The organism is Methylobacterium brachiatum, assembly GCF_900113845.1.
Classification (GTDB): Bacteria; Pseudomonadota; Alphaproteobacteria; order Rhizobiales; family Beijerinckiaceae; genus Methylobacterium; species Methylobacterium brachiatum.
In genome coordinates this window covers 50,254-71,364 of record NZ_FOQW01000021.1, presented here as the reverse complement: position 1 = coordinate 71,364, position 21,111 = coordinate 50,254, and the positions used below count along the sequence as shown (strand labels likewise).

Annotated in this window: 21 protein-coding genes and 1 tRNA gene; 10 read left to right on the top strand and 12 right to left on the bottom strand. The window is 71.8% G+C overall.

The genetic code is table 11. The features are described 5' to 3' along the window. Positions 1-12: 12 nt before the first annotated feature. From BMZ47_RS23580 to BMZ47_RS23560, 5 genes are all read right to left on the bottom strand, one after another. On the bottom strand, positions 13-753 hold the full coding sequence (locus tag BMZ47_RS23580; protein ID WP_244536920.1) for an SAM-dependent methyltransferase: 741 nt from the start codon (positions 751-753) through the stop codon (positions 13-15). A 76-nt stretch (positions 754-829) separates the two neighbouring features. Continuing rightward, entirely contained in the window at positions 830-1,588 is a 759-nt protein-coding gene (locus BMZ47_RS23575; RefSeq protein WP_091864448.1) for an ABC transporter ATP-binding protein, read from the bottom strand. A gap of 5 nt (positions 1,589-1,593) precedes the next feature. Then, positions 1,594-3,444 carry a branched-chain amino acid ABC transporter ATP-binding protein/permease gene (locus tag BMZ47_RS23570; RefSeq protein WP_091864447.1) on the bottom strand — a complete coding sequence of 617 codons (1,851 nt, stop codon included), beginning with the start codon at positions 3,442-3,444 and terminating at the stop codon, positions 1,594-1,596. Continuing rightward, the gene (locus BMZ47_RS23565; protein ID WP_007562633.1) at positions 3,441-4,316 is read right to left on the bottom strand and encodes a branched-chain amino acid ABC transporter permease; all 876 of its coding nucleotides are present in this window, start codon (positions 4,314-4,316) and stop codon (positions 3,441-3,443) included. Before BMZ47_RS23565 ends, BMZ47_RS23570 begins: the two co-directional genes overlap by 4 nt. A gap of 44 nt (positions 4,317-4,360) precedes the next feature. Then, positions 4,361-5,524: an ABC transporter substrate-binding protein gene (locus tag BMZ47_RS23560; protein WP_007562635.1), complete on the bottom strand. Its 1,164-nt coding sequence runs from the start codon at positions 5,522-5,524 to the stop codon at positions 4,361-4,363. 177 nt (positions 5,525-5,701) lie between these two features. Here BMZ47_RS23560 and BMZ47_RS23555 point away from each other — a divergent pair, with 177 nt between their 5' ends. After that, positions 5,702-6,772, top strand: coding sequence for a malate/lactate/ureidoglycolate dehydrogenase (locus BMZ47_RS23555; protein ID WP_091864446.1), 1,071 nt, complete (start codon positions 5,702-5,704; stop codon positions 6,770-6,772). Positions 6,773-7,108: 336 nt separating this feature from the next. Here BMZ47_RS23555 and BMZ47_RS23550 read toward each other — a convergent pair. Continuing rightward, positions 7,109-7,184, bottom strand: a tRNA-Glu gene (locus BMZ47_RS23550). Positions 7,185-7,311: 127 nt separating this feature from the next. Between BMZ47_RS23550 and cobU the strand changes: the two genes are divergently transcribed. Together cobU and cobO are read left to right on the top strand one after the other, a co-directional pair. Next, the gene (gene cobU / locus BMZ47_RS23545) at positions 7,312-7,857 is read left to right on the top strand and encodes a bifunctional adenosylcobinamide kinase/adenosylcobinamide-phosphate guanylyltransferase (RefSeq protein WP_091864468.1); all 546 of its coding nucleotides are present in this window, start codon (positions 7,312-7,314) and stop codon (positions 7,855-7,857) included. Then, positions 7,854-8,456, top strand: coding sequence for a cob(I)yrinic acid a,c-diamide adenosyltransferase (gene cobO, locus BMZ47_RS23540; RefSeq protein ID WP_091864445.1), 603 nt, complete (start codon positions 7,854-7,856; stop codon positions 8,454-8,456). Before cobU ends, cobO begins: the two co-directional genes overlap by 4 nt. 6 nt (positions 8,457-8,462) lie before the next feature. On the opposite strand, the gene BMZ47_RS23535 is transcribed toward cobO, so the two are convergent. Together BMZ47_RS23535 and BMZ47_RS23530 are read right to left on the bottom strand one after the other, a co-directional pair. Beyond that, a complete protein-coding gene (locus tag BMZ47_RS23535) occupies positions 8,463-9,113 on the bottom strand; it encodes a hypothetical protein (protein ID WP_139221054.1) in 651 nt (216 codons plus the stop codon). After that, positions 9,110-9,523, bottom strand: a complete 414-nt coding sequence (locus BMZ47_RS23530) for a RusA family crossover junction endodeoxyribonuclease (protein WP_091864443.1) — start codon at positions 9,521-9,523, stop codon at positions 9,110-9,112. Before BMZ47_RS23530 ends, BMZ47_RS23535 begins: the two co-directional genes overlap by 4 nt. Positions 9,524-9,585: 62 nt before the next feature. Between BMZ47_RS23530 and BMZ47_RS23525 the strand changes: the two genes are divergently transcribed. The 3 genes from BMZ47_RS23525 to BMZ47_RS28700 all read left to right on the top strand — a co-directional run bounded on the left by BMZ47_RS23525 (position 9,586) and on the right by BMZ47_RS28700 (position 12,750). Continuing rightward, complete coding sequence (locus tag BMZ47_RS23525) at positions 9,586-11,043, top strand: cobyric acid synthase (RefSeq protein ID WP_208601097.1); 1,458 nt, start codon at positions 9,586-9,588, stop codon at positions 11,041-11,043. A gap of 79 nt (positions 11,044-11,122) precedes the next feature. Next, positions 11,123-12,472, top strand: a complete 1,350-nt coding sequence (locus tag BMZ47_RS23520) for an MFS transporter (protein WP_091864442.1) — start codon at positions 11,123-11,125, stop codon at positions 12,470-12,472. A gap of 101 nt (positions 12,473-12,573) precedes the next feature. Beyond that, positions 12,574-12,750: a hypothetical protein gene (locus BMZ47_RS28700; RefSeq protein ID WP_007562744.1), complete on the top strand. Its 177-nt coding sequence runs from the start codon at positions 12,574-12,576 to the stop codon at positions 12,748-12,750. 5 nt (positions 12,751-12,755) lie between these two features. Here the strand turns inward: BMZ47_RS28700 and BMZ47_RS23510 are convergent, their stop codons facing one another. Together BMZ47_RS23510 and cbiB are read right to left on the bottom strand one after the other, a co-directional pair. Beyond that, entirely contained in the window at positions 12,756-13,670 is a 915-nt protein-coding gene (locus BMZ47_RS23510; protein WP_091864441.1) for an NAD(P)-dependent oxidoreductase, read from the bottom strand. Positions 13,671-13,779: 109 nt separating this feature from the next. Then, positions 13,780-14,763, bottom strand: a complete 984-nt coding sequence (gene cbiB, locus BMZ47_RS23505) for an adenosylcobinamide-phosphate synthase CbiB (RefSeq protein ID WP_091864440.1) — start codon at positions 14,761-14,763, stop codon at positions 13,780-13,782. Here cbiB and cobD point away from each other — a divergent pair. Further along, complete coding sequence (cobD, locus tag BMZ47_RS23500) at positions 14,755-15,795, top strand: threonine-phosphate decarboxylase CobD (protein WP_091864466.1); 1,041 nt, start codon at positions 14,755-14,757, stop codon at positions 15,793-15,795. The genes cbiB and cobD overlap by 9 nt on opposite strands. On the opposite strand, the gene BMZ47_RS23495 is transcribed toward cobD, so the two are convergent. Next, positions 15,788-16,963, bottom strand: coding sequence for an MFS transporter (locus tag BMZ47_RS23495; RefSeq protein ID WP_091864439.1), 1,176 nt, complete (start codon positions 16,961-16,963; stop codon positions 15,788-15,790). The genes cobD and BMZ47_RS23495 overlap by 8 nt on opposite strands. Positions 16,964-17,280: 317 nt before the next feature. On the opposite strand from BMZ47_RS23495, the gene BMZ47_RS23490 reads away from it, so the two are divergent. Then, positions 17,281-17,472, top strand: a complete 192-nt coding sequence (locus BMZ47_RS23490) for a hypothetical protein (RefSeq protein ID WP_007562754.1) — start codon at positions 17,281-17,283, stop codon at positions 17,470-17,472. A 231-nt stretch (positions 17,473-17,703) separates the two neighbouring features. Then, entirely contained in the window at positions 17,704-19,113 is a 1,410-nt protein-coding gene (locus BMZ47_RS23485) for a malonyl-CoA decarboxylase (protein WP_091864438.1), read from the top strand. 9 nt (positions 19,114-19,122) lie between these two features. Here BMZ47_RS23485 and BMZ47_RS29215 read toward each other — a convergent pair whose 3' ends face one another. After that, a complete protein-coding gene (locus tag BMZ47_RS29215) occupies positions 19,123-19,248 on the bottom strand; it encodes a hypothetical protein (RefSeq protein WP_280142762.1) in 126 nt (41 codons plus the stop codon). Between the two features lie 248 nt (positions 19,249-19,496). Here BMZ47_RS29215 and BMZ47_RS23475 point away from each other — a divergent pair, with 248 nt between their 5' ends. Next, the gene (locus tag BMZ47_RS23475) at positions 19,497-21,017 is read left to right on the top strand and encodes a malonate--CoA ligase (protein WP_091864437.1); all 1,521 of its coding nucleotides are present in this window, start codon (positions 19,497-19,499) and stop codon (positions 21,015-21,017) included. Positions 21,018-21,111 lie beyond the last annotated feature (94 nt).

The following is a 21,111-nucleotide window of genomic DNA, read 5'->3' as shown; positions in this document are numbered from 1 at the left end:
GGATCACGCCGCTTAAGGAGCAGGCTTCGGATCGGCTCGGGTCACCCGCAGCACGTCGAGCCGGTACTCGGCGGTCCGCGACTGCTTCAGGACCCGCGCGAAGTCCTGCGCGTCCGCGATGAAGCCCTCCGCCGCCTCATCGCCGGACAGGGGATAGTGGGTGACGCCGAGCCAGTGGACCAGCACGATGTCCGCCTCAGGGAGCACCGCGCCCCTCACCCGCGCGACCAGCCGGGCGAGGTCGGCGCGGTCGAGATAATAGGCGACCTCGGAGATCACGATCAGGTCGAACCGGCCCTCCGGCCAGGCGCCTGGGACGGCGGCGAGTTCGAAGCGGGCATTCGGGCAATCGGCGCAGCGCGCCCGGGCGGCGTCCAGGACCGACGGCACCACGTCGAGCCCGACCAGCACGTCGCAGCGGGGGCAGAGCTCGTGCGTGAAGACGCCGATCGAGCAGCCCACCTCGAGGCCCGATGCGTAGCGGGCCCGCGGCAGCGCCGCCAGCGTCGCGACGTACTTGTCGCGCTCGTAGGGGCTGGAGGCGAAGCGCCACGGATCCGATTCCGTGGCGTACATGCCCTTGAAGTACTCGGTATCGAGGGATTTCGAGCGGCGGCCCGTCGGCGTCTCGGCGGGCGCAGCAGGATCGGTCTCCGCGCCGGCGGCGCTTCCGATTCCGAGCACCGCGCTCGCCGCGACGGCGCCTCCGGCCTGCAGCAGGCGGCGCCGGGAATCTGGCTTGCGGTCGCGCACGATAGGCCTCACCGCACCGTCGGGGATCAGAAGGGGCAACCGGGCGCGGTCGGGGCGGTTCCGGGGTGCGGCGGCGTCAGGCGGCGCTGCCCTGGGCTGTGCGGCCTCCGAGATAGGCGGCGCGGATGTCGTCGTTGGCCCAGAGCGCCTGCGGGTCGCCTTCGAGGACGAGGCGGCCGGTCTCCAGCACGTAGCCGCGGTCGGCGACCGACAGGCCCATGCGGGCGTTCTGCTCGACCAGCAGCACCGTCGTGCCGCGCCGGCGCACCTCCGCGATGATCGCGAACACCGCCTGGACGATCACCGGGGCGAGGCCCAGCGACGGCTCGTCGAGGAGCAGGAGGCGCGGCTTGGCCATCAGGCCGCGGGCGAGCGCCACCATCTGGAGCTGGCCGCCCGACAGGGTCCAGCCGAGGGCGTCGCCGAAGCGCCGGATGTCCGGGAACAGCTCGAACATCGCCTCGACCTCGTCGCGCAGGACGCGCTTGGGGATGCCGGGGCGATTCGAGGCGCCGAGCATGATGTTCTCGCGCACGGTGAGCCCCGGGAAGACCCGGCGGCCCTCGGGCACGTGGGCGACGCCGCGGCGCACGATCGCCTCCGGCTTCAAGCCGGTGAGCGGCTCTCCGTCGAGCAGGATGCTGCCGCCCGCCGGCTTCACGAGGCCGGAGATCGCCTTGAGGGTGGTCGACTTGCCGGCGCCGTTGGAGCCCAGCAGGGTCACGACCTCGCCGGTGCCGACCACGAACGAGAGCCCGCGCACCGCCTCGATCTCGCCGTAGCGGACGGTGAGGTCGCGGATCTCCAGAACCGGGTTCGACACGGCGGTGCTCATCCTGGTCAGGCCGGGGCCAGGTCGGTCTTGAGGTCGGTCTTCAGCGCGGTCTGGAGCCCCGCGCCCGGCCCGGTCGCGGCGTCCTCCCCGAGATAGGCCTCGATCACCGCGGGCTCGCGCAGCACGGAGGCGGTGACCCCGTCGGCGATGCGCCGGCCGAAATTCAGGACGGTGACGTGGCTCGCCACGTCGCTGACCAGGGTCATGTCGTGGTCGATGATCAGGATGGTCAGGCCCTTGGCCGCCATCCGGCGCAGCAGCACCGTCAGGGCGTTCTTCTCGCTGGAATTGAGCCCGGCGGCCGGCTCGTCGAGGAGCAGCAGCGTCGGGTTGCCGGCGAGCGCCCGGGCGATCTCGATCAGCCGCTGGTGCCCGTAGGAGAAGCCGGAGATCGGCTCCTGCGCCCGCGCCTCGAGCCCGACGAAGGCCAGGGCCGCGCGCGCGCGGGCCTCCAGCGCCGGCCGGTCGCGCGCGCCGAGGGGGTTGTTCGGGCGCTCGGCGCCGATCACCACGTTCTCCAGGGCACTCATGGAGCGGAACAGGCGGATGTTCTGGAACGTGCGCCCGATCCCGACCGCGGCGCGCCGGTGCGGGGGAAACCGGGTGATGTCCTGGTCCTGGAGGCGCATCGTGCCCCCGGTCGGCGTGTAGAGGCCGGACAGGACGTTGAGCGTGGTGGTCTTGCCCGAGCCGTTCGGGCCGATCAGCGCGTGGATGCCGCCGCGGGTGACGGTGAAATCGATCGCGTCCACGGCCTTGAGGCCGCCGAAATGCTTGGACAGGCCGGACACGGTGAGCAGCGTTTCCGAGGCATCGCGCCCCTGGGTCAGCGTCAGCTCCGGGGCGGGCGGCGGCGCGGGCTTGGACGGCCGCAGCCGGCGGACCTGATCGCCCAAAAACCCCCAGATGCCGTCGGGCATGAACACGACGATCAGGATCACCGCGAGCCCGTAGATCGCCAGGTACAGGCCCGGGATCTCCTTGAGGAAGCGCAGCCATTCGGGGATGAGGATCAGGAGGCCGGTGCCGATCACCGCGCCCACCGGCGAGCCGACGCCGCCGAGGAGCGCCATCGTCAGGAAAACGATCGACTCGGCGAAGGAGAACTGGTCCGGGCTGATATAGGTGAAGCTGCCGGCGAACAGCCCGCCGCCCAGCCCCGCCAGCAGCGCCCCGATGGCGAAGGCCGCGACCTTGGTGCGGTAGACGTCGATGCCGCTCACGCCCGCGGCCAGCTCGTTGTCGCGCACCGCCCGCATGGCGCGCCCGAGCCGGGTCCGCGGCAGGTGCCAGACCAGCCAGCCGACCACCGCCAGGACCAGCACGCACAGCGCGAGATAGCTCTGCCCGTCCGCGAACAAAGCGGGGCGGCGGATGTTGGGCACCCCGTCCGGGCCGTGGGTGACCGGGATCCAGTTGGTCAGGACCAGGGTGAGGATCTGCTGGAACGAGATCGTGACCATGGCGAGGTAGTGGCCGCCGAGCCGCAGCGTCGAGGCGCCGAGCACCGCGCCGAGCACGACCGCCAGCGCCAGCCCGATCGGCAGGCACAGCCAGAAATTCAGGCCGTGATCGACCGTGCCGAGGCCGACCGCGTAGGCGCCGATGCCGAAGAAGGCGGCCTGGGCCAGGTTGATCTGGCCGCACAGCCCCAGCACGACCGTGAGCCCGATCACCGCGATCGCGTAGGTCGCGGCCTGCATCAGGATGTTGAGGACGTAGCCGCTGAACGGCGTCGTCGCGGCGAGCGCCACCGCGGCCGCGGCGAGCGCCGCGTAGGCGAGGCTGCCGAGGGGCAGCGGCCGGGCCGGGGCGGCCGGGAGGGTCGGGTTGGCCGTCGTCGGATCGGCGCTCATGCTTTCTCCGCAACACGCTCGCCGAACAGCCCCTGCGGGCGTACGACCAGGAAGGCCACGAGGACGATGAAGGCGAAGGCGTCCTTGTACGGCACCGAGACGTAGGCCGCCCCGAAGGTCTCGATGATGCCGAGCGCCAGCCCGCCGATGATCGCGCCGGTCACGTCGCCGAACCCGCCGATGATCGTCGCGGCAAACGCCTTGAGCGCGATGGTCGCGCCCATCTGGATCGACACGAACAGGACGGGCGCCACCAGGATGCCGGCGATGCCGCCGAGCACGGCGCTGTAGACGAAGGTCAGCATGATCATGCCGGCGACCGGGATGCCCAGCAGCGCGGCCATCTCCTTGTCCTGCGAGGTCGCCTGGAGCTTCTTGCCGACCAGGGTGTGCTCGAAGAACCAGTACTGGAACGCCACGAGCGCCGCGGTCACCGCGATGATCAGCAGGTACTGGCTGTCGAGGAAGACCGGCCCGAGCAGGAAGCCCTGCGTCTCGAAGACCGGCGGCAGGACCTGCGGCTGCGGCCCGTAGAGGGCGAGCGTGGTGTTGGCCAGGAAGATCGAGGCGCCGATGGTCGAGATGATCACCGGCAGGTAGGTGCGGTGGCGCAGGGGATAGTAGACGCCGAGATTGAACAGGGCGCCGAGCAGGGCCATCCCGCCGATGGTGAGCAGCACCGAGAGCCAGTACGGCCATTCGAGGTCGACGGCGAACACCACCATCAGGAAGGCCGCGACCATCGAGAACTCGCCCTGCGCGAAGTTCACGACGTTGGTGGCGCGGAAGATCAGCACGAAGCCTAGGGCGACCAGGGCGTAGACCGACCCGATGCCGATCCCGGTGAAGAGGAGCTGGAGGATCAGGTCCATGTCAGGTCCATGTCTGCGTCCGTTCCCCGTCCGCGGCCCCGGATTCAGCCCTGATAGAAGTCGATGCGCCGGTCGAAGGTGATCGTGCCCTTGTCGTTGCGCACGACGTTGTAGCCGTGCAGGCCGTCGCCGTTCTTGTCGAAGTTGTAGGTGCCCTCGGCGCCTGCGTGGCCGCGCACCGCCAGCAGCGCCTCGCGGATCGCCTGCGGGTCGGTCTTGCCGGCCTTGTTGATCGCCAGCGCCAGCACCGTCACCGCGTCGAAGGTCCAGGAGGATTGGTTGTCGGGGGCGATCTTGGTGGCGGCGCGGTAGGCCTTGCCGTAGGCCCGGGCCGCGTCGCTCGATTCCTCCGCGTAGTCGGCCACCCCGTAGGTGCCGTAGAGCGAGGGCCCGGCGAGCTTCAGCGCCGTGACGTTGGTGATCGAGGGCGAGCCGACCCAGGGGGCGGTGACGCCGAGCTGGCGGAGCTGGCGCGCGAAGATGCCGAGGTCGTTCTCGAAGGTGAAGTACGAGCCGATCACGTCGGCCCCCGCCTGCCGGATCGCCAGCACCACGGGGGTGAAGTCCTGGCCCTGGTTGGCGTAGCCCTGGTCGAGCACGACCGTGGCGCCGATCTTGCCGAGGCTCTCGGTCAGCGCCTTGGCGCCGCTGGTGCCGAAGGCGTCGGTGGAGTGGATGATCGCCCATTTCTTCTTGCCGAGCCCGTTGACGCCGTGCTCGGCGATCACCCGGGCCGAGAAGCTGTCGTTGGGCCGGAAGCGGAACAGCCAGGGATTGCCGAGCTGGGTCAGGACCGGGTCGGTGCCGCCGAAGCACATCGGCTTGCCGGTCTTGAGGATATCCGGCGCCATCGCGTGGTTCTGCGTGGAGCGGACCGAGCCCAGGAAGCCGACCAGATCGGGCTGCGAGGCCAGCTTGGAGAAGGCCAGCACCGCGCCGGGATTGGTGGTCTGGTCGTCCTCGGTGACGATCTCCAGCGGCTTGCCGAGCACGCCGCCGGCCTTGTTGACCGCCTCCAGGGCGATCTTGGCGCCGTTGAGGGCGAAGCGGCCCGCATCCGCGCCGGGGCCCGTCACCGGCAGGACCATGCCGATCCGGATCGTCGCGCCGGCGCCCTGCGCGGCACTCGACCGGATCACCCCCGGGGCTAAACCGCTGGCAGCCGCGCATGCGGCACCCGTCAAGAAAACGCGACGCGTCGTCTTCATCGGCGTATCCGTCCCGTCGTCGCCGGTTCTTGTGCCCGACGTTGTCAGTATTGGGCCACGCGCGGCGCTTCGATGTCCATCCCGCATCGCCGGAAGTGGTCGCCTTGCGGGTTAAGAAAGCCTAGGATCGTTACCCGAACGCGCCCGGTGAGGCGCGACGACGGGAGATGAACCATCATGCGGATCGACGCCGCCGGACTGACCGCCTACGTGCGGGACATCTTCGTTCGGGAGGGCTGCTCGGAGGCGGAAGGGGGCCGGATCGGCCAGTTCCTGGTGGCCGCGAACCTCACCGGCCACGACAGCCACGGGGTCATCCGGGTGCCGCGCTACGTGGCGTGGCTGCGCGCGGGCGAGCTCGTGGCCGACCAGACCCCCGCGGTGCTGGTCGATGGCGGCGCCTTCGCGCTGGTGGACGCCCGGTACGGCTTCGGCCAGACCGCCGGCCCGTTCGCCACGGATCTCGGCATCGCCAAGGCCCAGGAGCACGGCGTGTCGGTCGTCGCCCTGCGGCATGCCGGGCATCTCGGGCGGATCGGCGAATGGGCCGAGCGCGCGGCGGCCGCGGGCCTCGTCTCGGTGCATTTCGTCAACGTCGCCGGCAGCCTGCTGGTGGCGCCGTTCGGCTCGGTGGACCGGCGCTTCTCCACCAATCCCATCGCGGCCGCCTTCCCGGTGCCGGGGCGCGACCCGATCGTCCTCGACTTCGCCACCTCGGCGGTGGCGGAGGGCAAGGTGCTGGTGGCCTCGCAGGGCGGCAAGCCCCTGCCCGCGGGCGTGCTGATCGAGCCGGACGGCCGCCTCAGCGCCGACCCGGCCACCCTGTTCGGTCCGCTGGACGGGCCGGAGCGCGACAACCAGAAGGGCGCCGGCGCGATCCGGGCCTTCGGCGAGCACAAGGGCTCGGGCCTGTCGCTGATGTGCGAGCTCCTGGCCGGCGCGCTCACCGGATCCGGCACGGCGGGACCCGGCCAGCGCCGGGTCTGCAACGGCATGCTCTCGCTCTACATGACGCCGAAGGCCTTCGGCTCGGACGACGCGATCGCCGCCGAGGCGCGCAGCTATCTCGACTTCTTCGCCTCCGCCCAGCCGGCGCCGGGCGGCGCGGTGCTTCTGCCGGGCGAGCCCGAGCGCCGCATGAAGGCGGAACGCCTCGCCGAGGGCGTACCGCTGCCCGCCCCGGTCTGGGAGACCCTCCTGGCAGCCGGCCGGCCGCACGGCCTCGACGGGCAGGCCTATTGCGCCTGAGGGTGCCGGGCGGGATCGCTCCGTCGTCGGCGTGCAAAGTGGGAGTGATGTCGGGCGAAGAACACGCAACCGAGGATCGAGAGAACGCTCCAAGCCATGGCGTTGCCGTAGGTATGGCCACCCGAGCCCATCGCGGGTCGCACGTAAGCGTCCCGACAACGACTGCCGAAAGCCGACGCCATCGCTTGCGAGCCCCGATCGAAAGGTATGGATCACGTCGCGCGGCCTCCCTCACAGGCCGGCGCGGGCAGGCCGCGCGATACAGACCGCCAAAACAGCATCAAAGGGTTGCCGGGCCACCGCGCCTGTAAAGTCGCGCCAAGAGCCTGATTTTGTTGGCGCGCCCTACGGGAATCGAACCCGTGTTTTCGCCGTGAAAGGGCGACGTCCTGGACCGCTAGACGAAGGGCGCTTTGGCTAGGCCGGGGTTCTATAGTCGGCGGCGGCGCGTCCGGCAACCGTCGATCCGCATGGTAGCGCGGGTTTGACCGCGGGACGGGTTGGGGCGATGGAGGGGCATGGTGCAGATCCCGCCCCGCATGACCCTCGTCCTCGGCGGGGCGCGTTCCGGCAAGAGCGCCTACGCGGAGGGGCTGATCGAGGCCTGTCCCGGACCGTGGCTCTATCTCGCCACCGCCCAGGCCTTCGACGACGAGATGGTCGCGCGCATCGCCCAGCATCGGGCCCGGCGTACCGGATCCTGGCAGACCCGCGACGTGCCGCTCGCCCTGCCGGAGGCGGTGGCGGCGGCGGAGGGGCCCGTCCTGGTCGATTGCCTCACCCTCTGGCTCACCAACCTGATCCTGGCGGAGGCCGATGTGGCGGCGGCCGTCGCGCAACTGCTTGCCGCCTGCGCGCAGGCGCCGGGGCCTTTGGTGCTGGTCGGCAACGAGGTCGGGCTCGGGATCGTGCCGGACAACGCCCTCGCCCGCCGCTTCCGCGACGAGGCCGGACGCCTGCACCAGCGGCTCGCCGCCCGGGCCGACCGGGTCGTGCTCACCGTGGCCGGCCTGCCGCTGGTCGTGAAGCCGCAAGCCCCCCTTCAAGCCCCGATTCAAGCCCCCATGCCCGGAGCCTCCGCATGAGCGACGACGCGACCCGTCATCGGGAGAAGATGGAGAAGCGCAAGGCCGTGCAGGACGCCGAGGTGGCGGCCAAGACCCTCGAGAAGGGCCTGCTCATGGTCCATACCGGCCCCGGCAAGGGCAAGAGCACCGCGGCGCTCGGGCTGATGCTGCGGGCGCTCGGCCGCGGCTGGCGGGTCGGCATGGTGCAGTTCATCAAGGGCGGCTGGGATACCGGCGAGCGCCACGCGGTCGCGGTGTTCGGCGACCGGGTCGCCTGGCACACGCTGGGGGAGGGGTTCACCTGGGAGACCCAGGACAAGGCCCGGGACATCGCCGCCTGCCGCCACGCCTGGGCCGTGGCGGAGGGCCTGATGGCCGATCCCACGATCCGCCTGCTCGTCCTCGACGAGCTCAACATCGCCCTGCGCTACGATTATCTCGACCTCGACGCGGTGGTCGGCGCCCTCACGCGCCGCCGGCCGGACCTGCACGTGGTCGTCACCGGCCGCAACGCCAAGCCGGCCCTGATCGAGGCCGCCGACCTCGTCACCGAGATGGGCAGCGTGAAGCACCATTTTTCCGCCGGCGTGAAGGCCCAGGAGGGGATCGAGTTCTGAAGCCGTCTATGGCTCCGCGGCGACCTCGCTCTCCGCGAGCACCTCGCGCAAGATCGCGATCAGATCTGCGACGGCCTCACCCGGCACCGCGACCCGCAGGGCGCCATGGGCGACCTGGTTGCGCAGGGCTGCAAGCTGTCGCAGTCGGTCGGCCTCGTCCGGCGTCACGATCCCCTGCATTGCCATCCGCTCCAGAAGCTGGCCGGCCGGTTGCGGGCGCGACACGTCTCCGGGCAGGAGCAGGCGGCCGACGGCTTCGAGGACCGACCAGCCCAGCAGCAGGGCCGCTTCGGGCTGGTCCGCAGCCAGCAGGGACTCGACCCGCGCGATGGCGGTGGGAATCGCATCGCGGGACACGCCGGGCACCGGGCGGTCGTCGCTCCCCTCCGGTGCGTACACGATGCGCAATTCCCAGTCCGGACTCGTCGCGAAACGCTCGGTCAGCGCCGCAGCCTTCGGGCGTTCGGTGGCCGCGTCGCGGGCGATCTGGATGGCGATGTTCTTCGGACGGCCGAGCGCGATAGCATCCGGCTGGTAATCCTGCATGAAAGCCGGCAACAGGCCGCGCGACGGGTGCGTGAACACCTCGTAGCCTTCCGCCTTCAGGCGCGGCGTGATGAGATCGAGCACTCGCTGTTCGCGTTCCGTCGCGCTCATGTCAGGTCCTCGAAGGGATCGTCGGATAACCTGATATAGACGACGGGCCGGACGCTCTGTAGCGCCTCGGCCAGGACGGGGCTCGGCGCGGTGAACGGGAACACGTCGTCGGGCTTGAATTTCTGGGCGACGATGCGCTCGACCTGCCCGTCATTGAGGTAGACGTGCCGGATCAGCGCATCCAGCGTCGGCTTGAGGATGTTGTCGATGTCCCCCGTGCGGGGAACGGCCGTGAAGTAGTAGAGCGTCACGGCGACCGGCCGCTCGGTCGCGAAATGACCGTCCGGAAGGACCTCGCGGCTCGCCGCCCTGACCTTCTCCTTCCAAGCCTCCTTGGATCGGGCGCGTTTGGCCTGTAGCGAGACGGGCGTGCCCGTGACATTGAACTCGATCGGAAAGGTCAGGTCCACGGCGGGCTCGATTCGTCTGGCGCCCAGGATGTGACGATGCCGATTGACCGGCAAGGCTCGCGATGAAGCGGGCCCTGATGATCCAGGGCACCGGCTCCGATGTCGGCAAGTCGCTGCTCGTGGCGGGGCTGGCGCGCGCCTTCACCGAGAGGGGGCTGCGGGTGCGGCCGTTCAAGCCGCAGAACATGTCGAACAACGCCGCCGTCACGCCGGATGGCGGCGAGATCGGCCGCGCCCAGGCGCTCCAGGCCCGGGCCGCCCGGGTGCCGCCCTCGGTGCACATGAACCCGGTCCTGCTCAAGCCCCAGAGCGAGGTCGGCTCCCAGGTGGTGGTGCAGGGACGGATGGTCGCCACCGTGAAGGCGCGCGACTACCAGGCCTGGAAGCCGCGGCTGATGCACGCCGTCCTGGACAGCTTTTCGCGACTGACGGACGAGGCCGACCTGGTCCTGGTCGAGGGCGCGGGCTCGGCCTCGGAGGTGAACCTCCGGGCCGGCGACATCGCCAATATGGGCTTTGCCCGGGCCACCGACACGCCGGTGGTGCTGGTCGGCGACATCGACCGGGGCGGCGTGATCGCGAGCCTGGTCGGCACGAAGGCGGTGATCGACCCGGAGGACGCCGCGATGATCGCCGGCTTCATCGTCAACCGCTTCCGGGGCGACCCGAGCCTGTTCGCCGACGGGATGCGGCTGATCGCCGAGCGGACCGGCTGGGCGCCGCTCGGCCTGGTGCCGCACTTCCCCGAGGCCGCGCGCCTGCCGGCCGAGGACGTGCTCGGGCTCGCGGGCTCCGGGCCGCGCCCGGCCGGGACCGTCACGGTCGCGGTGCCGGTGCTGCCGCGCATCGCCAATTTCGACGATCTCGACCCGCTCCGGGCCGAGCCCGGGGTGTCGGTGGTGCTGGTGCGCCCCGGAACGCCGATCCCCGCCGAGGCCGCCCTGGTGCTGCTGCCGGGCTCCAAGACCACGATCGACGATCTCGACGTCTTCCGGGCCGAGGGCTGGGACATCGACCTGCGCGCCCATGTCCGCCGGGGCGGGCGGGTGCTCGGCCTGTGCGGCGGCTTCCAGATGCTGGGGCGCAGCCTCGCCGATCCGCACGGGATCGAGGGGGCGCCCCGCACGGTGCCGGGGCTCGGGCTCCTCGACGTCGAGACCGTGATGACACCGGACAAGCGGCTGGCCGCGGCCACCGGCACGAGCCTGCCCGATGCGGTGCTGTTTACGGGCTACGAGATGCATATCGGCGCCACGCACGGCCCCGACGCGGCCCGGCCGCTGCTGCGCCTCGCCGACGGGCGCGTCGACGGGGCGGTCTCGGCGGACGGGCTGGTGGCCGGGACCTACGTCCATGGGCTGTTCGCGCACGATGCCCAGCGCGCCGCCTGGCTCACCCGCCTCGGCACGGTCTCGGCGGGGGCGGGCTACGAGGCCGGGGTCGAGGCGGCGCTCGACGGCCTGGCGCGACACATCGCGGCCCATGTCGACTGCGACCGACTCCTGGCGCTTGCCCGGTAGGCGAGGGCCGGGCCAGGGATTACTCTGTGTAATGCCGGCCCTCGCCACGAGGGGCCGCACGGGTCCAGAGGAACGCCATATGCCCCCCACGCAGCCCCTGGTTAGCGAGGAGTTTGCCGAGAGCACCGTCCGCACGGTGACCCTGCGGCTGATGCCGTTGCTCGGCCTGCTCTACCTGATCGCCTATATCGACCGGCAGAACGTCTCCTACGCCAAGCTGGACATGGTCGGCAGCCTGGGTCTCAGCGAGACCGCCTACGGGCTCGGCGCGTCGCTGTTCTTCCTCGGCTACTTCCTGTTCGAGGTGCCCGCCAACGTGTTCCTGGAGCGGGTCGGCGCCCGGGTCTGGTTCGCCCGGATCATGTTCACCTGGGGCATCGTCACGATCCTGCTGGGCTTCACCCAGAACGCCGCGATGTTCTACGTGCTGCGCTTCCTGCTCGGCGCCGCGGAGGCCGGCTTCTTCCCGGGGGTGCTGTTCGCGCTGACGCTGTGGTTCCCGCAGGCGCACCGGGCCCGGATGATCGGCTGGTTCATGATCGCCAGCGCGGTGGCCAACGCCGTCGGCGCGGCGATCGGCGGGGCCCTGCTCGGCCTCGACGGGGTCCTGGGGCTGGCCGGCTGGCAATGGGTGTTCCTGGCCACGGGGGCGCCGGCGATCCTGATGACCGCGGTCGTGCTCCTGATCCTGCCGAACGGCCCCGAGACGGCGCCCTGGCTGTCCCAGGACCAGCGCGCCTGGCTCGCCCAGACGCTCCGGGCCGAGCGCGAGAGCGGCGGCCTCGTGGATCACGGCAATCCGTTCGCGGCGCTCCTCGACAAGCGTGTGCTGATGCTGGCCGGGGTCTACGTCTCGCTGCCGCTCGCCGCCTACGGGCTGGGCTACTGGCTGCCCACGGTGGTCAAGGGGTTCGGGGTCTCGAACCTGACCAACGGCTTCCTCAACATCATCCCGTGGGCCGCCACCGCGGTCGCCCTGTGGTGGGTCCCCCGCCACGCCGCCCGCACCGGCGCCCAGGGCAACGCCCTGACCTGGCACGTGGTCGGGCCGGCCCTGGTCGGGGCGACCGGGCTCGCGCTCAGCGTCATCCTGCCGGGCAACGCGGTGAAGTTCGCCTGCCTGTGCGTGGCGGCGGCCGGGACGTTCTCGGCCCAGCCGGTCTTCTGGTCGATGCCCGCGACCTTCCTGCGCGGGGCCACGGCAGCGGCCGGGATCGCGGCGATCAACTCGGTCGGCAATCTCGGTGGGTTCGTCGCGCAGAACATGGTCCCGTTCATCCGCGACCAGACCCAGAGCGACCTCGTGCCGATGCTGTTTCTGTCCGCCTGCCTGGCGATCGGGGCCGGCCTGATGTTCATCGTGCTCTCCGCCCTGCGGCGGGACGCGGCCAAGCGGGCGGCGGCGTCCCCGGCCCCGCGCACGGCCTGAACATCGGACGGTATCGCGCGTTATACTGCCTGATGCCGGACCGTCCGGCACGATGATGCAAATCCGTGCCCCTGCGGACCATCATCCAGGAGGGCACCGCGATGAGCGAAGGTATTCCGCTTCTGATCCTCGCCCTGGGGACTCTGGGCGTCGTCTGGTTCCTGGCCGCCGCGGCCCGGAAGCAGGTCGCCGACGCCAAGGGCGCCCCGGAACGGTCCAACGTGATCCGCGACCATGGCGGGGCGCCGCGTCAGAACATGCCGGGGACGGAGCACTGACGGGATCAGCCGGCGGCGATCCGCCGGCAATGGTCGAGGGCGGCGCCGATCAGGTTGTCGCTGGCCTCGGGCGTGCGGAAGGCCGAATGCGCCGACAGGACGACGTTCGGCAGTGACGCGAGCGGGTGGTCGGCGGGCAGCGGCTCCACCGTGAACACGTCGAGCCCGGCCCCGGCGATCCGCCCGGCGCGCAGGGCCTCCACCAGGGCGGTCTCATCGATCACCGCGCCCCGGGCGGTGTTGATCAGGATCGCCCCGGGCTTCAGGGCGGCGATGCGCGCGGCCGACAGGAAGCCGCGCGTCTCCTCGGTCAGGAGCAGGTGGAGCGAGACCACGTCGCTCTCGGCCAGCAGCCGCTCGAGCGGGACGAACTCGACCCCCGGATGCGTTTTCGGGGTCCGGTTCCAGGCCAGCACCCGCAGGCCGGCGCCGCGGCAGAGCCGCGCCATCTCGGCCGCGATCCCGCCGAAGCCGATCAGCCCGATGGTCTTGCCGGTGAGCTGGATCGCCTCGGTGCGCAGCCAGCGCCCCGCCCGCATCGCCCGGTCCATCTCGGGCAGGCCCCGGGCGGCGGCCCAGAGCAGCGCGAAGGCGCATTCCGCCACCGCGGTGTCGCCGTAGCCCTTGATCGTGTGGACCGTGACGCCGCACTCGGCCTGGAGCGCCTCCGGGTCCATGTAGCTGCGCGCGCCGGTGCCCAGGAACACCGCGTGCCGCAGGCTCGGGCAGGCGCGGGCCACGGCGACCGGGAGGGCGGTGTGGTCGATCACCGCGATCTCCGCCCCGGCGAGCAGAGCCGGCAGATCCTCCGGGGCGATGTCGGGCTGGAGATTGATCGCGAAGGGCGGATCGTCCGGCCGCAGCAGGCGCCGCGCCACCGCCGCCAGGGTCTCGCTGGCATCGACGAACACCGCGCGCATGGGCTTCTCCTCGGTCCCGCTCGACCGAGCTTAGAACGCGCGCCGCCGCATTGGATACCGGTCCGGCGGCGCGCACGTTGAATCGAGGACTTGAACTCGCGCCGTCCGGTCAGCCGATCCCGACGCGCCAGAGGGCCAGCAGGACCAGGACGAGGCCGCCCTGGATCAGGCAGGCCGTGCGGTACAGGCTCAGCGCCCGGGCGATGTCGTCGGCCGTGGCCTCGGCCCGGCCGTCGCCCATATGGGCGTCGGGGACGAGGGTGCCGTCATAGACCCGCGGGCCCGCGAGCCGCAGGCCGAGCGCCCCGGCCATGGCGGCCTCGGGCCAGCCGGCATTGGGCGAGCGGTGGCGGCCGGCATCGCGGGCCATCGCCCGGAGCGCGCCGCGCGCATCGGCGCCGCGCAGGGCGGCCGCCCCGACGATCAGCAGGCCGGCGAGCCGCGAGGCCGGCAGGTTCACCAGGTCGTCGAGCCGCGCCGCAGCCCATCCGAAGGCGGCGTAGCGCGGGGTGCGGTGGCCGATCATGCTGTCGGCGGTGTTGATCGCCTTGTAGAGGACGCCGCCGGGCAGGCCGAGGCAGCCGATCCAGAAGGACGGCGCCACGATCCCGTCGGAAAAGTTCTCGGCCAGGCTCTCGATCGCGGCGCGGCAGACCGCCGGGGCGTCGAGCCGGTCGGGATCGCGCCCGACGATCATCGCCACGGCGCGGCGTCCGGCCTCGAGGCCGCCCGCGCGCAGGGCGGTCTCCACGGCGGCGACGTGGTCGTTCAGGCTTCGCTGCGCCGGCAGGCTCGCGCAGAGCAGGCCGAGCAGCAGGAAGCCGGGGAGGGGGCCGGCCCAGAGGGCGAGCCCGGTGAGCGCCCAGGCCGGCAGCCCCGTGGCAGCGAGCAGGAGCACCAGGGCGAGGCAGCCGGCGACCCGGCGCCGCCCTTCGGACCCGCGGTTCAGGCCGCGCTCCAGCCCGGAGATCAGACGGCCGATCCAGGTGACAGGGTGGCCGATGGCCTTGTAGAGCGCGTCCGGGTAGCCGGACGCCGCCTCGATCCCGAGGGCGAGGGCGAGGATGGCGAGCGTATCGGGCGGATGGACCATCGTTTCTGGAATTCCGCTCCGCGGCCGGGGGCGATCCCTGGGCCAATCCCGGGGCCAATCCCCCATGGCGGCGATCTCGGAGGCCTCCGACACGCCTTTCCGGACGCGCCGGAGCCCTGGCTCGACCTCTCGACGGGGATCAATCCGGTCCCCTATCCCGTGCCGCCGGTGGAGGCCAGCGCCTGGACGCGGCTTCCCGCCGCCGCCGAGGGCGAGGCCCTGCGGGAGGCGGCCGCGATGGCCTACGGCGCGCCCGATACGGCACATGTCGTCCCCGCCCCCGGCACCCAGATCCTGATCGAGACCCTGCCCCGGCTCGTGGCGCCGACCCGGGTCGCGGTGATCGGCCCGACCTATGCCGAGCACGCAGCCGCCTGGACACGGGCCGGGCACAGGGTGGCGCAGGTCGACGGGATCGCGGCGATCGGCGACGCGGCCGTGGCGGTGCTGGTCGATCCGAACAATCCGGACGGGCGGACCCATCCGCTACCTGAGCGGCTCGCCCTGGCGGACGCGCTGCGCGCCCGCGGCGGCCTGCTGGTCGCCGACGAGGCCTTCGCCGACCTGGAGCCGGTGGCGAGCCTGTGCCCGCACGCGGCCCCGGGGCTCGTGGTTTTGCGCTCCTTCGGCAAGACCTACGGGCTCGCGGGCCTGCGCCTCGGCTTCGCGGTGGCCGAGCCGGGGACGGCGGACCGGATCGCCACCGCCCTCGGCCCCTGGGCGGTGTCCGGGCCGGCTTTGGCGATCGGACATGCCGCCCTGTCGGACACGGCGTGGCGGGCCGAGGCCGCCCAGGCCCGGGCGGCGGATGCCGAGCGCCTCGACCGGCTGATCGCCCGCGGCGGCGGAACGATCGTCGGCGGCACCAGCCTGTTCCGCACCGCCGATTTTCCAGACGGGCCGGGCCTGTACCGGCGGCTGGCGGAAGCCGGGATCGCGGTGCGGCGCTTCCCCGAGCGACCCGAACGGCTTCGGTTCGGGCTGCCGGCGGAGAAAGCGGCGTGGTGCCGCCTCTCGCGGGTGCTCAAGTAGTCGGCGTCGCCGGCCCGTGCGGATCGCGGGCCGCCACCAGAACGGCGAGCGCCGAGAAGGCGAGGCCCACCGCGCAGACGCCGGGCCAGCCGACCACCAGGAAGGCCTGCGAGCCCGCGAAGGCGCCGAGCGCCCCGAACACGAACAGGGTCGTGAACAGCACGGTGTTGATCCGGCCCCGCGCCCCCGGGACCAGGGCGTAGGCCCGGGTCTGGTTGGCGATGAGCGCGCCGTTCATGCCGATATCGATCAGCAGGACGCCGATCCCGACGGCGACCAGCGACCACGTGCCCCCGGCCCAGAGCACCAGGAACGACAGGGCGACCATCAGGCTGCCACCGAGCACCACCGGCTTCGCGCCGCGCGTGTCGGTGAAGCGGCCCGATACCGGCGCCACGAAGGCGCCGCAGACGCCGATCACCCCGAACAGGCCGGCCCCGGCCGCGGAGAGCCCGAAGGGCGGGTTCTCGACCAGCAGCGCCAGGGTCGCCCAGAAGGCGTTGAAGGCGGCAAACAGCAGCGCCTGCGACAGGCTCGCAGTGCGCAGGACCGGCTGCGACCGGGCGAGGTGCAGGATCGACAGCATCAGGGCCCGGTAGCGCAGGCGCTGGGTCTGGGGCGTGTGCGGCAGGGTCGCCCGGGCGATGCCGGCCATGGCGAGCGCGAGCAGCGACGCGGCCAGGAACACGGCCCGCCAGCCGAGATGCGCCCCCAGGAACCCGCTCGCCGTGCGGGCGAGCAGGATGCCGGTGAGCAGGCCGGTCATGACCTGCCCGACGATCCGGCCGCGGCTCGCATCCGGGGCGAGCTCGGCCGCGAACGGCACCGCCTGCTGCGCCGCGCAGGCGAGCACGCCGACCACGAGGTGGGCGAGCGCCAGGCAGGCGAGGTTCGGGGCGAGACCCACCGCGAGCAGCGCCACGGCGAGGCCGAGGCATTGCCAGACGATCAGCCGGCGGCGGGGCAGGGCGTCGCCCAGCGGCACCAGCCCGATGATGCCGAGCCCGTAGCCGACGAGCGCCGTGGTCGGCACCCACAGGGCGGCGGCGTCGCCGAACTCGGACACGATCAGGCCGAGGAGCGGCTGGTTGTAATAGATGTTGGCGACCGCCCCGCCGGCGATCAGCGTCAGGCCGAGCCGGGCCTTCGCGTCGAGGAGGGTGGTCACGGCAGGATCGGGGGCGGGCAGGCGCGCCGCCGCTTCAGGGCCGGCATGGGGGCCATCGTGGAATCCGTGTCGGGGAGGGAAGAGCCGGGACCGATACGGGCCGGGCGCGCCATGCGGCAAGCGCCCGGGCTGCAGCCCTCGGTCACGCCTCGCGCCCCTTCACGGTCCGGCGTCCTGCACCATATGCCATCGACGCGGTTCCGGCCGTCCGCGTGCCGGGCGTCGAACGCACAATTGGGTTCGTGACCCGGATACGGTTTTCGGGCCGGATTCGTTCCGAACGACACGTCCGGAAAAACCGCAGCAGGGAGTACGGGATGCCGAACTACCGCGTCGAGTTTGCCAAGGAGATCCTCGGGGTGCCCTTCACCATCGGGGCCGTCGAGATCATGCGGGCCCGCGACCCGGACCGCGCCCTCCGGGCCGCCGAGCTCCGCTTCGCCCGCCACCACGGCATCGGCGACTGGCGGGAGCGGGCCGACCTCGCCACCCTGGCCGAGCGGCACTGAGGCCTTCCGGGATCGCGCCGTCACACGACCTTCGTCTCGGGGCCGCACGGTGAGCCTTTCGCGACCGGTCAAGCTCTGGTCGCGACCGCCCCGCCACCGTAGAATGGTGGCTCAGAGCCGGGACCAGCATGCACCGAGGGCCGGGCCCTCACGGATGCGCGGGGCCATGCGCCGGCGTCATGAGACCGGAGACGCGTCAGGTCCGGTCCGACAGGGGTCAGTGCGAGGGTCATGGCGGCGATCTCCTTCTTCGGCGACCTGCTCCAGACCATCAGCGAGCGCGGCCGCGACCTGATCGGCATCGGCCGCAGCGACATCACCGGCCGGGCCAGCGCCAGCGAGCTGGTCAAGCTGTGCGAGGACCTGATCTCGCGGCGCGGCGAGGCCTCCGGGGTCGCGCTGGCCCGGTTGATCCTCGACCGCTACGCCAGCTTCGGCCAGACCGAGCGCCACGCCTTCCTGCGGGGGATCGCCCTCGACTTCGACGCGGACCATGCCGCCGTCGACGAGGCGATCGCCGCCTACCGGGCGGACCCGACCCGCGCCCGCCTCGGCACCCTGCACGAGGCCGCCGAGCCGCGCAGCCAGGAGCTGATCCGCCGCCTCAACCTGGCCCGCGGCGGAACGCTGAGCCTCGTGCGGATGCGCGAGGACCTGTTCGACCTGCGCAAGGCGCTGCGCACGGGCGCCGACGCGGACCCCGCCGTGCTCGACGCGGTCGACAGCCTCGATTCCGATTTCGAGCACCTGTTCGCCTCTTGGTTCAACCGGGGCTTCCTGGTGCTGCGGCACATCGACTGGACCACGCCCGCCCATATCCTCGAGAAGATCATCCGGTACGAGGCGGTGCACGCGATCACCGGGTGGGACGACCTGCGCGCCCGGATCGAGCCGCCGGACCGGCGCTGCTTCGCGTTCTTCCACCCGGCGCTCGCCGACGAGCCGCTGATCTTCGTCGAGGTGGCGCTCACCGATCAGGTCGCGCCGGCGATCGCCCCGATCCTGTCGCGGGAGCGCAAGCCGCTGCAGCCGCGGGCGGCGACCACGGCGATCTTCTACTCGATCTCCAACTGCCAGAAGGGGTTGGCCGGCGTCACCTTCGGCAATTTCCTGATCAAGCAGGTGGTCGAGGACCTCACCCGCGAGGTGCCCTCGCTCAAGACCTTCGTCACGCTCTCGCCGGTGCCGGGCTTCGCCGCCTGGCTCGCCCGGGAGCGCCGGGCCGACAGCCCGCAGGGGCTGCTGCCGGAGGACGTGGAGGTGCTGCGGGCGCTGGACGATCCGGACTGGCACGCCGACAAGGCCCGGGCCGAGACGGTGCGCAAGGCGCTGATCCCGGCCGCGGCCGCCTATTTCCTGCGCGCCAAGAACGAGCGCGGGCGCCCGCTCGACCCGGTGGCCCGGTTCCATCTCGGCAACGGCGCCCGTCTGGACCGGATCAACTTCCTCGGCGACACCTCGAAGAAGGGGCTGGCCCAGTCGCACGGGCTGATGGTGAACTACCTCTACGATCTCGCGGCGATCGAGAAGAACCACGAGACCTACGCCAATCTCGGCACCGTGGCGGCCTCGCCGGCGGTGACCCGGGAGCTGCGCGCCAAGCTGCCGCCGCCGCGGGCGGTGGTGCTGGCCGAGGCCTGACCGCCCGGCTCACGCCTCGGTAAGGCTAGCGGCCAGCCGGGCGAACTGCCCGGTGATCCGGCGGGCGACCGCCTCGGTCTCGCCGGCCTCCAGGGGCACAAGGCGGTCGAGGATCAGCGCGGCGAGCCCGTGCACCAGCGCCCAGGGTCAGGTCGGCGGCGGGCATGGAGGCGATCGATGTCGGGATTCCGGTACCCGTCGGCCTCGGGCTGTTCGCCCCCGAGCGCGTCCCGGACGGCGCCTTCCTGTCCTCGCGGCAGCGGCTGGCGGCCTGACAGAGGCCCCGGAAAGCGGAGGCGAGAGGCGGACCGCGATTGCGGGGCGATCCGGAACGGTTCTATGGCTGCCTGAACCCTGCGGTCCGTGATAGCTCCAGCCTCACGATGACGAACCATCTCTTCTCCCTGGTCCGGGACGGCGTCCCGGATCCCGCCAAGACCGTGATCGAGACGCCGGAAGGGCGCCGATACAGTTACGCGGATCTCATCGCCCGCTCCGGCGCCTACGCGGCGGCCCTGCAGGCGGCCGGCGTACAGCCCGGCGACCGGGTGGCGGTCCAGGTCGAGAAGAGCCCCGAGGTGATCTTCCTGTATCTCGGGGTGGTGCGCGCGGGCGCCGCGTTCCTGCCGCTCAACACCGCCTACACCCCAGCGGAGATCGGGTATTTCCTCGGCGATGCCGAGCCCACGATCTTCGTCTGCGACCCGGGTCGGCGCGAGGCCCTGGTGCAGGCCGCCGCGGGCATCCGCGCGGTCTGGACCCTGGATGCGGCGGGAACCGGCAGCGCCGCTGAGGCCGCGGACCGGCACGAGACGGCGTTCGCGGACGTGCCCCGGGGGCCGGACGACCTCGCCGCGATCCTCTACACCTCCGGCACGACCGGGCGCTCCAAGGGCGCCATGCTCACGCACGACAATCTGGCGTCGAACGCCCGCACGCTCGTGGATGTCTGGCGCTTCACCGAAGACGACGTGCTGATCCACGCCCTGCCGGTGTTCCACACCCACGGGCTGTTCGTGGCGACCAACACGGTGCTGGCGAGCGGCGGCACCATGCTGTTCCTGCCGCGCCTCGACCCGAAGCTGATCCTGAGCCTGATGCCCCGGGCGACCGCCCTGATGGGCGTGCCGACCTTCTACACGCGCCTCCTCAAGGAACCCGGCCTCACCCAAGAGGCGGCCAGGGGCATGCGCCTGTTCGTGTCGGGCTCGGCGCCGCTGCTCGCGGAGACGCACCGGGAATGGCAGGCGCGCACCGGCCACGCCATCCTCGAGCGCTACGGCATGACCGAGACCAACATGAGCACCTCGAACCCCTATACGGGGGACCGGGTCGCCGGCACGGTCGGCTTCCCCCTGCCGGGCGTCTCCCTGCGGGTGGTCGATCCCGAGACCGGCGCGGCCCTGGGCCCGGACGCGGTCGGGATGATCGAGGTGAAGGGCCCGAACGTGTTCAAGGGCTACTGGCGGATGCCCGAGAAGACCGAAGCCGAGTTCCGGCCGGACGGCTTCTTCATCACCGGCGACCTCGGCAAGGTCGATGCCCGGGGCTACGTCCACATCGTCGGGCGCGGCAAGGACCTGATCATCTCCGGGGGGTTCAACGTCTACCCGAAGGAGGTCGAGACCGAGATCGACGCCCTGCCGGGCGTGGTCGAATCCGCGGTGATCGGCCTGGCGCACCCGGATTTCGGCGAGGCGGTCACCGCCGTGGTGGTCGGCGGGACGAACGCCCCGGACGAGGCGGGAATCGTGACGGCCCTGGAGGGCCGGCTCGCCCGGTTCAAATGCCCCAAGCGCGTCCTGTTCGTGGACGAATTGCCCCGCAACACCATGGGCAAAGTGCAGAAAAACCTGCTCCGCGAGGCGCATGCGGGGCTGTATGGGGAGCCAAGCGCCGCCTGATCGACGCTCCGGACGCAAACGCCGCCGGACTTCTCGCGAGAGCGAAAACCGACATGGCGGAACCGAGTTTCCGGCACGCCATTAATGATCGACA

What these genes read in the sequence shown, in the direction of transcription:
- BMZ47_RS23575 (WP_091864448.1), bottom strand. Translation starts at nt 1,588, where the DNA reads ATGAGCACCGCCGTGTCGAACCCGGTTCTGGAGATCCGCGACCTCACC.
- BMZ47_RS23570 (WP_091864447.1), bottom strand. Translation starts at nt 3,444, where the DNA reads ATGAGCGCCGATCCGACGACGGCCAACCCGACCCTCCCGGCCGCCCCG.
- BMZ47_RS23565 (WP_007562633.1), bottom strand. Translation starts at nt 4,316, where the DNA reads ATGGACCTGATCCTCCAGCTCCTCTTCACCGGGATCGGCATCGGGTCG.
- BMZ47_RS23560 (WP_007562635.1), bottom strand. Translation starts at nt 5,524, where the DNA reads ATGAAGACGACGCGTCGCGTTTTCTTGACGGGTGCCGCATGCGCGGCT.
- BMZ47_RS23555 (WP_091864446.1), top strand. Translation starts at nt 5,702, where the DNA reads ATGCGGATCGACGCCGCCGGACTGACCGCCTACGTGCGGGACATCTTC.
- cobU (WP_091864468.1), top strand. Translation starts at nt 7,312, where the DNA reads ATGACCCTCGTCCTCGGCGGGGCGCGTTCCGGCAAGAGCGCCTACGCG.
- cobO (WP_091864445.1), top strand. Translation starts at nt 7,854, where the DNA reads ATGAGCGACGACGCGACCCGTCATCGGGAGAAGATGGAGAAGCGCAAG.
- BMZ47_RS23535 (WP_139221054.1), bottom strand. Translation starts at nt 9,113, where the DNA reads ATGAGCGCGACGGAACGCGAACAGCGAGTGCTCGATCTCATCACGCCG.
- BMZ47_RS23525 (WP_208601097.1), top strand. Translation starts at nt 9,586, where the DNA reads ATGAAGCGGGCCCTGATGATCCAGGGCACCGGCTCCGATGTCGGCAAG.
- BMZ47_RS23520 (WP_091864442.1), top strand. Translation starts at nt 11,123, where the DNA reads ATGCCCCCCACGCAGCCCCTGGTTAGCGAGGAGTTTGCCGAGAGCACC.
- BMZ47_RS28700 (WP_007562744.1), top strand. Translation starts at nt 12,574, where the DNA reads ATGAGCGAAGGTATTCCGCTTCTGATCCTCGCCCTGGGGACTCTGGGC.
- BMZ47_RS23510 (WP_091864441.1), bottom strand. Translation starts at nt 13,670, where the DNA reads ATGCGCGCGGTGTTCGTCGATGCCAGCGAGACCCTGGCGGCGGTGGCG.
- cobD (WP_091864466.1), top strand. Translation starts at nt 14,755, where the DNA reads ATGGACCATCGTTTCTGGAATTCCGCTCCGCGGCCGGGGGCGATCCCT.
- cbiB (WP_091864440.1), bottom strand. Translation starts at nt 14,763, where the DNA reads ATGGTCCATCCGCCCGATACGCTCGCCATCCTCGCCCTCGCCCTCGGG.
- BMZ47_RS23490 (WP_007562754.1), top strand. Translation starts at nt 17,281, where the DNA reads ATGCCGAACTACCGCGTCGAGTTTGCCAAGGAGATCCTCGGGGTGCCC.
- BMZ47_RS23485 (WP_091864438.1), top strand. Translation starts at nt 17,704, where the DNA reads ATGGCGGCGATCTCCTTCTTCGGCGACCTGCTCCAGACCATCAGCGAG.
- BMZ47_RS23475 (WP_091864437.1), top strand. Translation starts at nt 19,497, where the DNA reads ATGACGAACCATCTCTTCTCCCTGGTCCGGGACGGCGTCCCGGATCCC.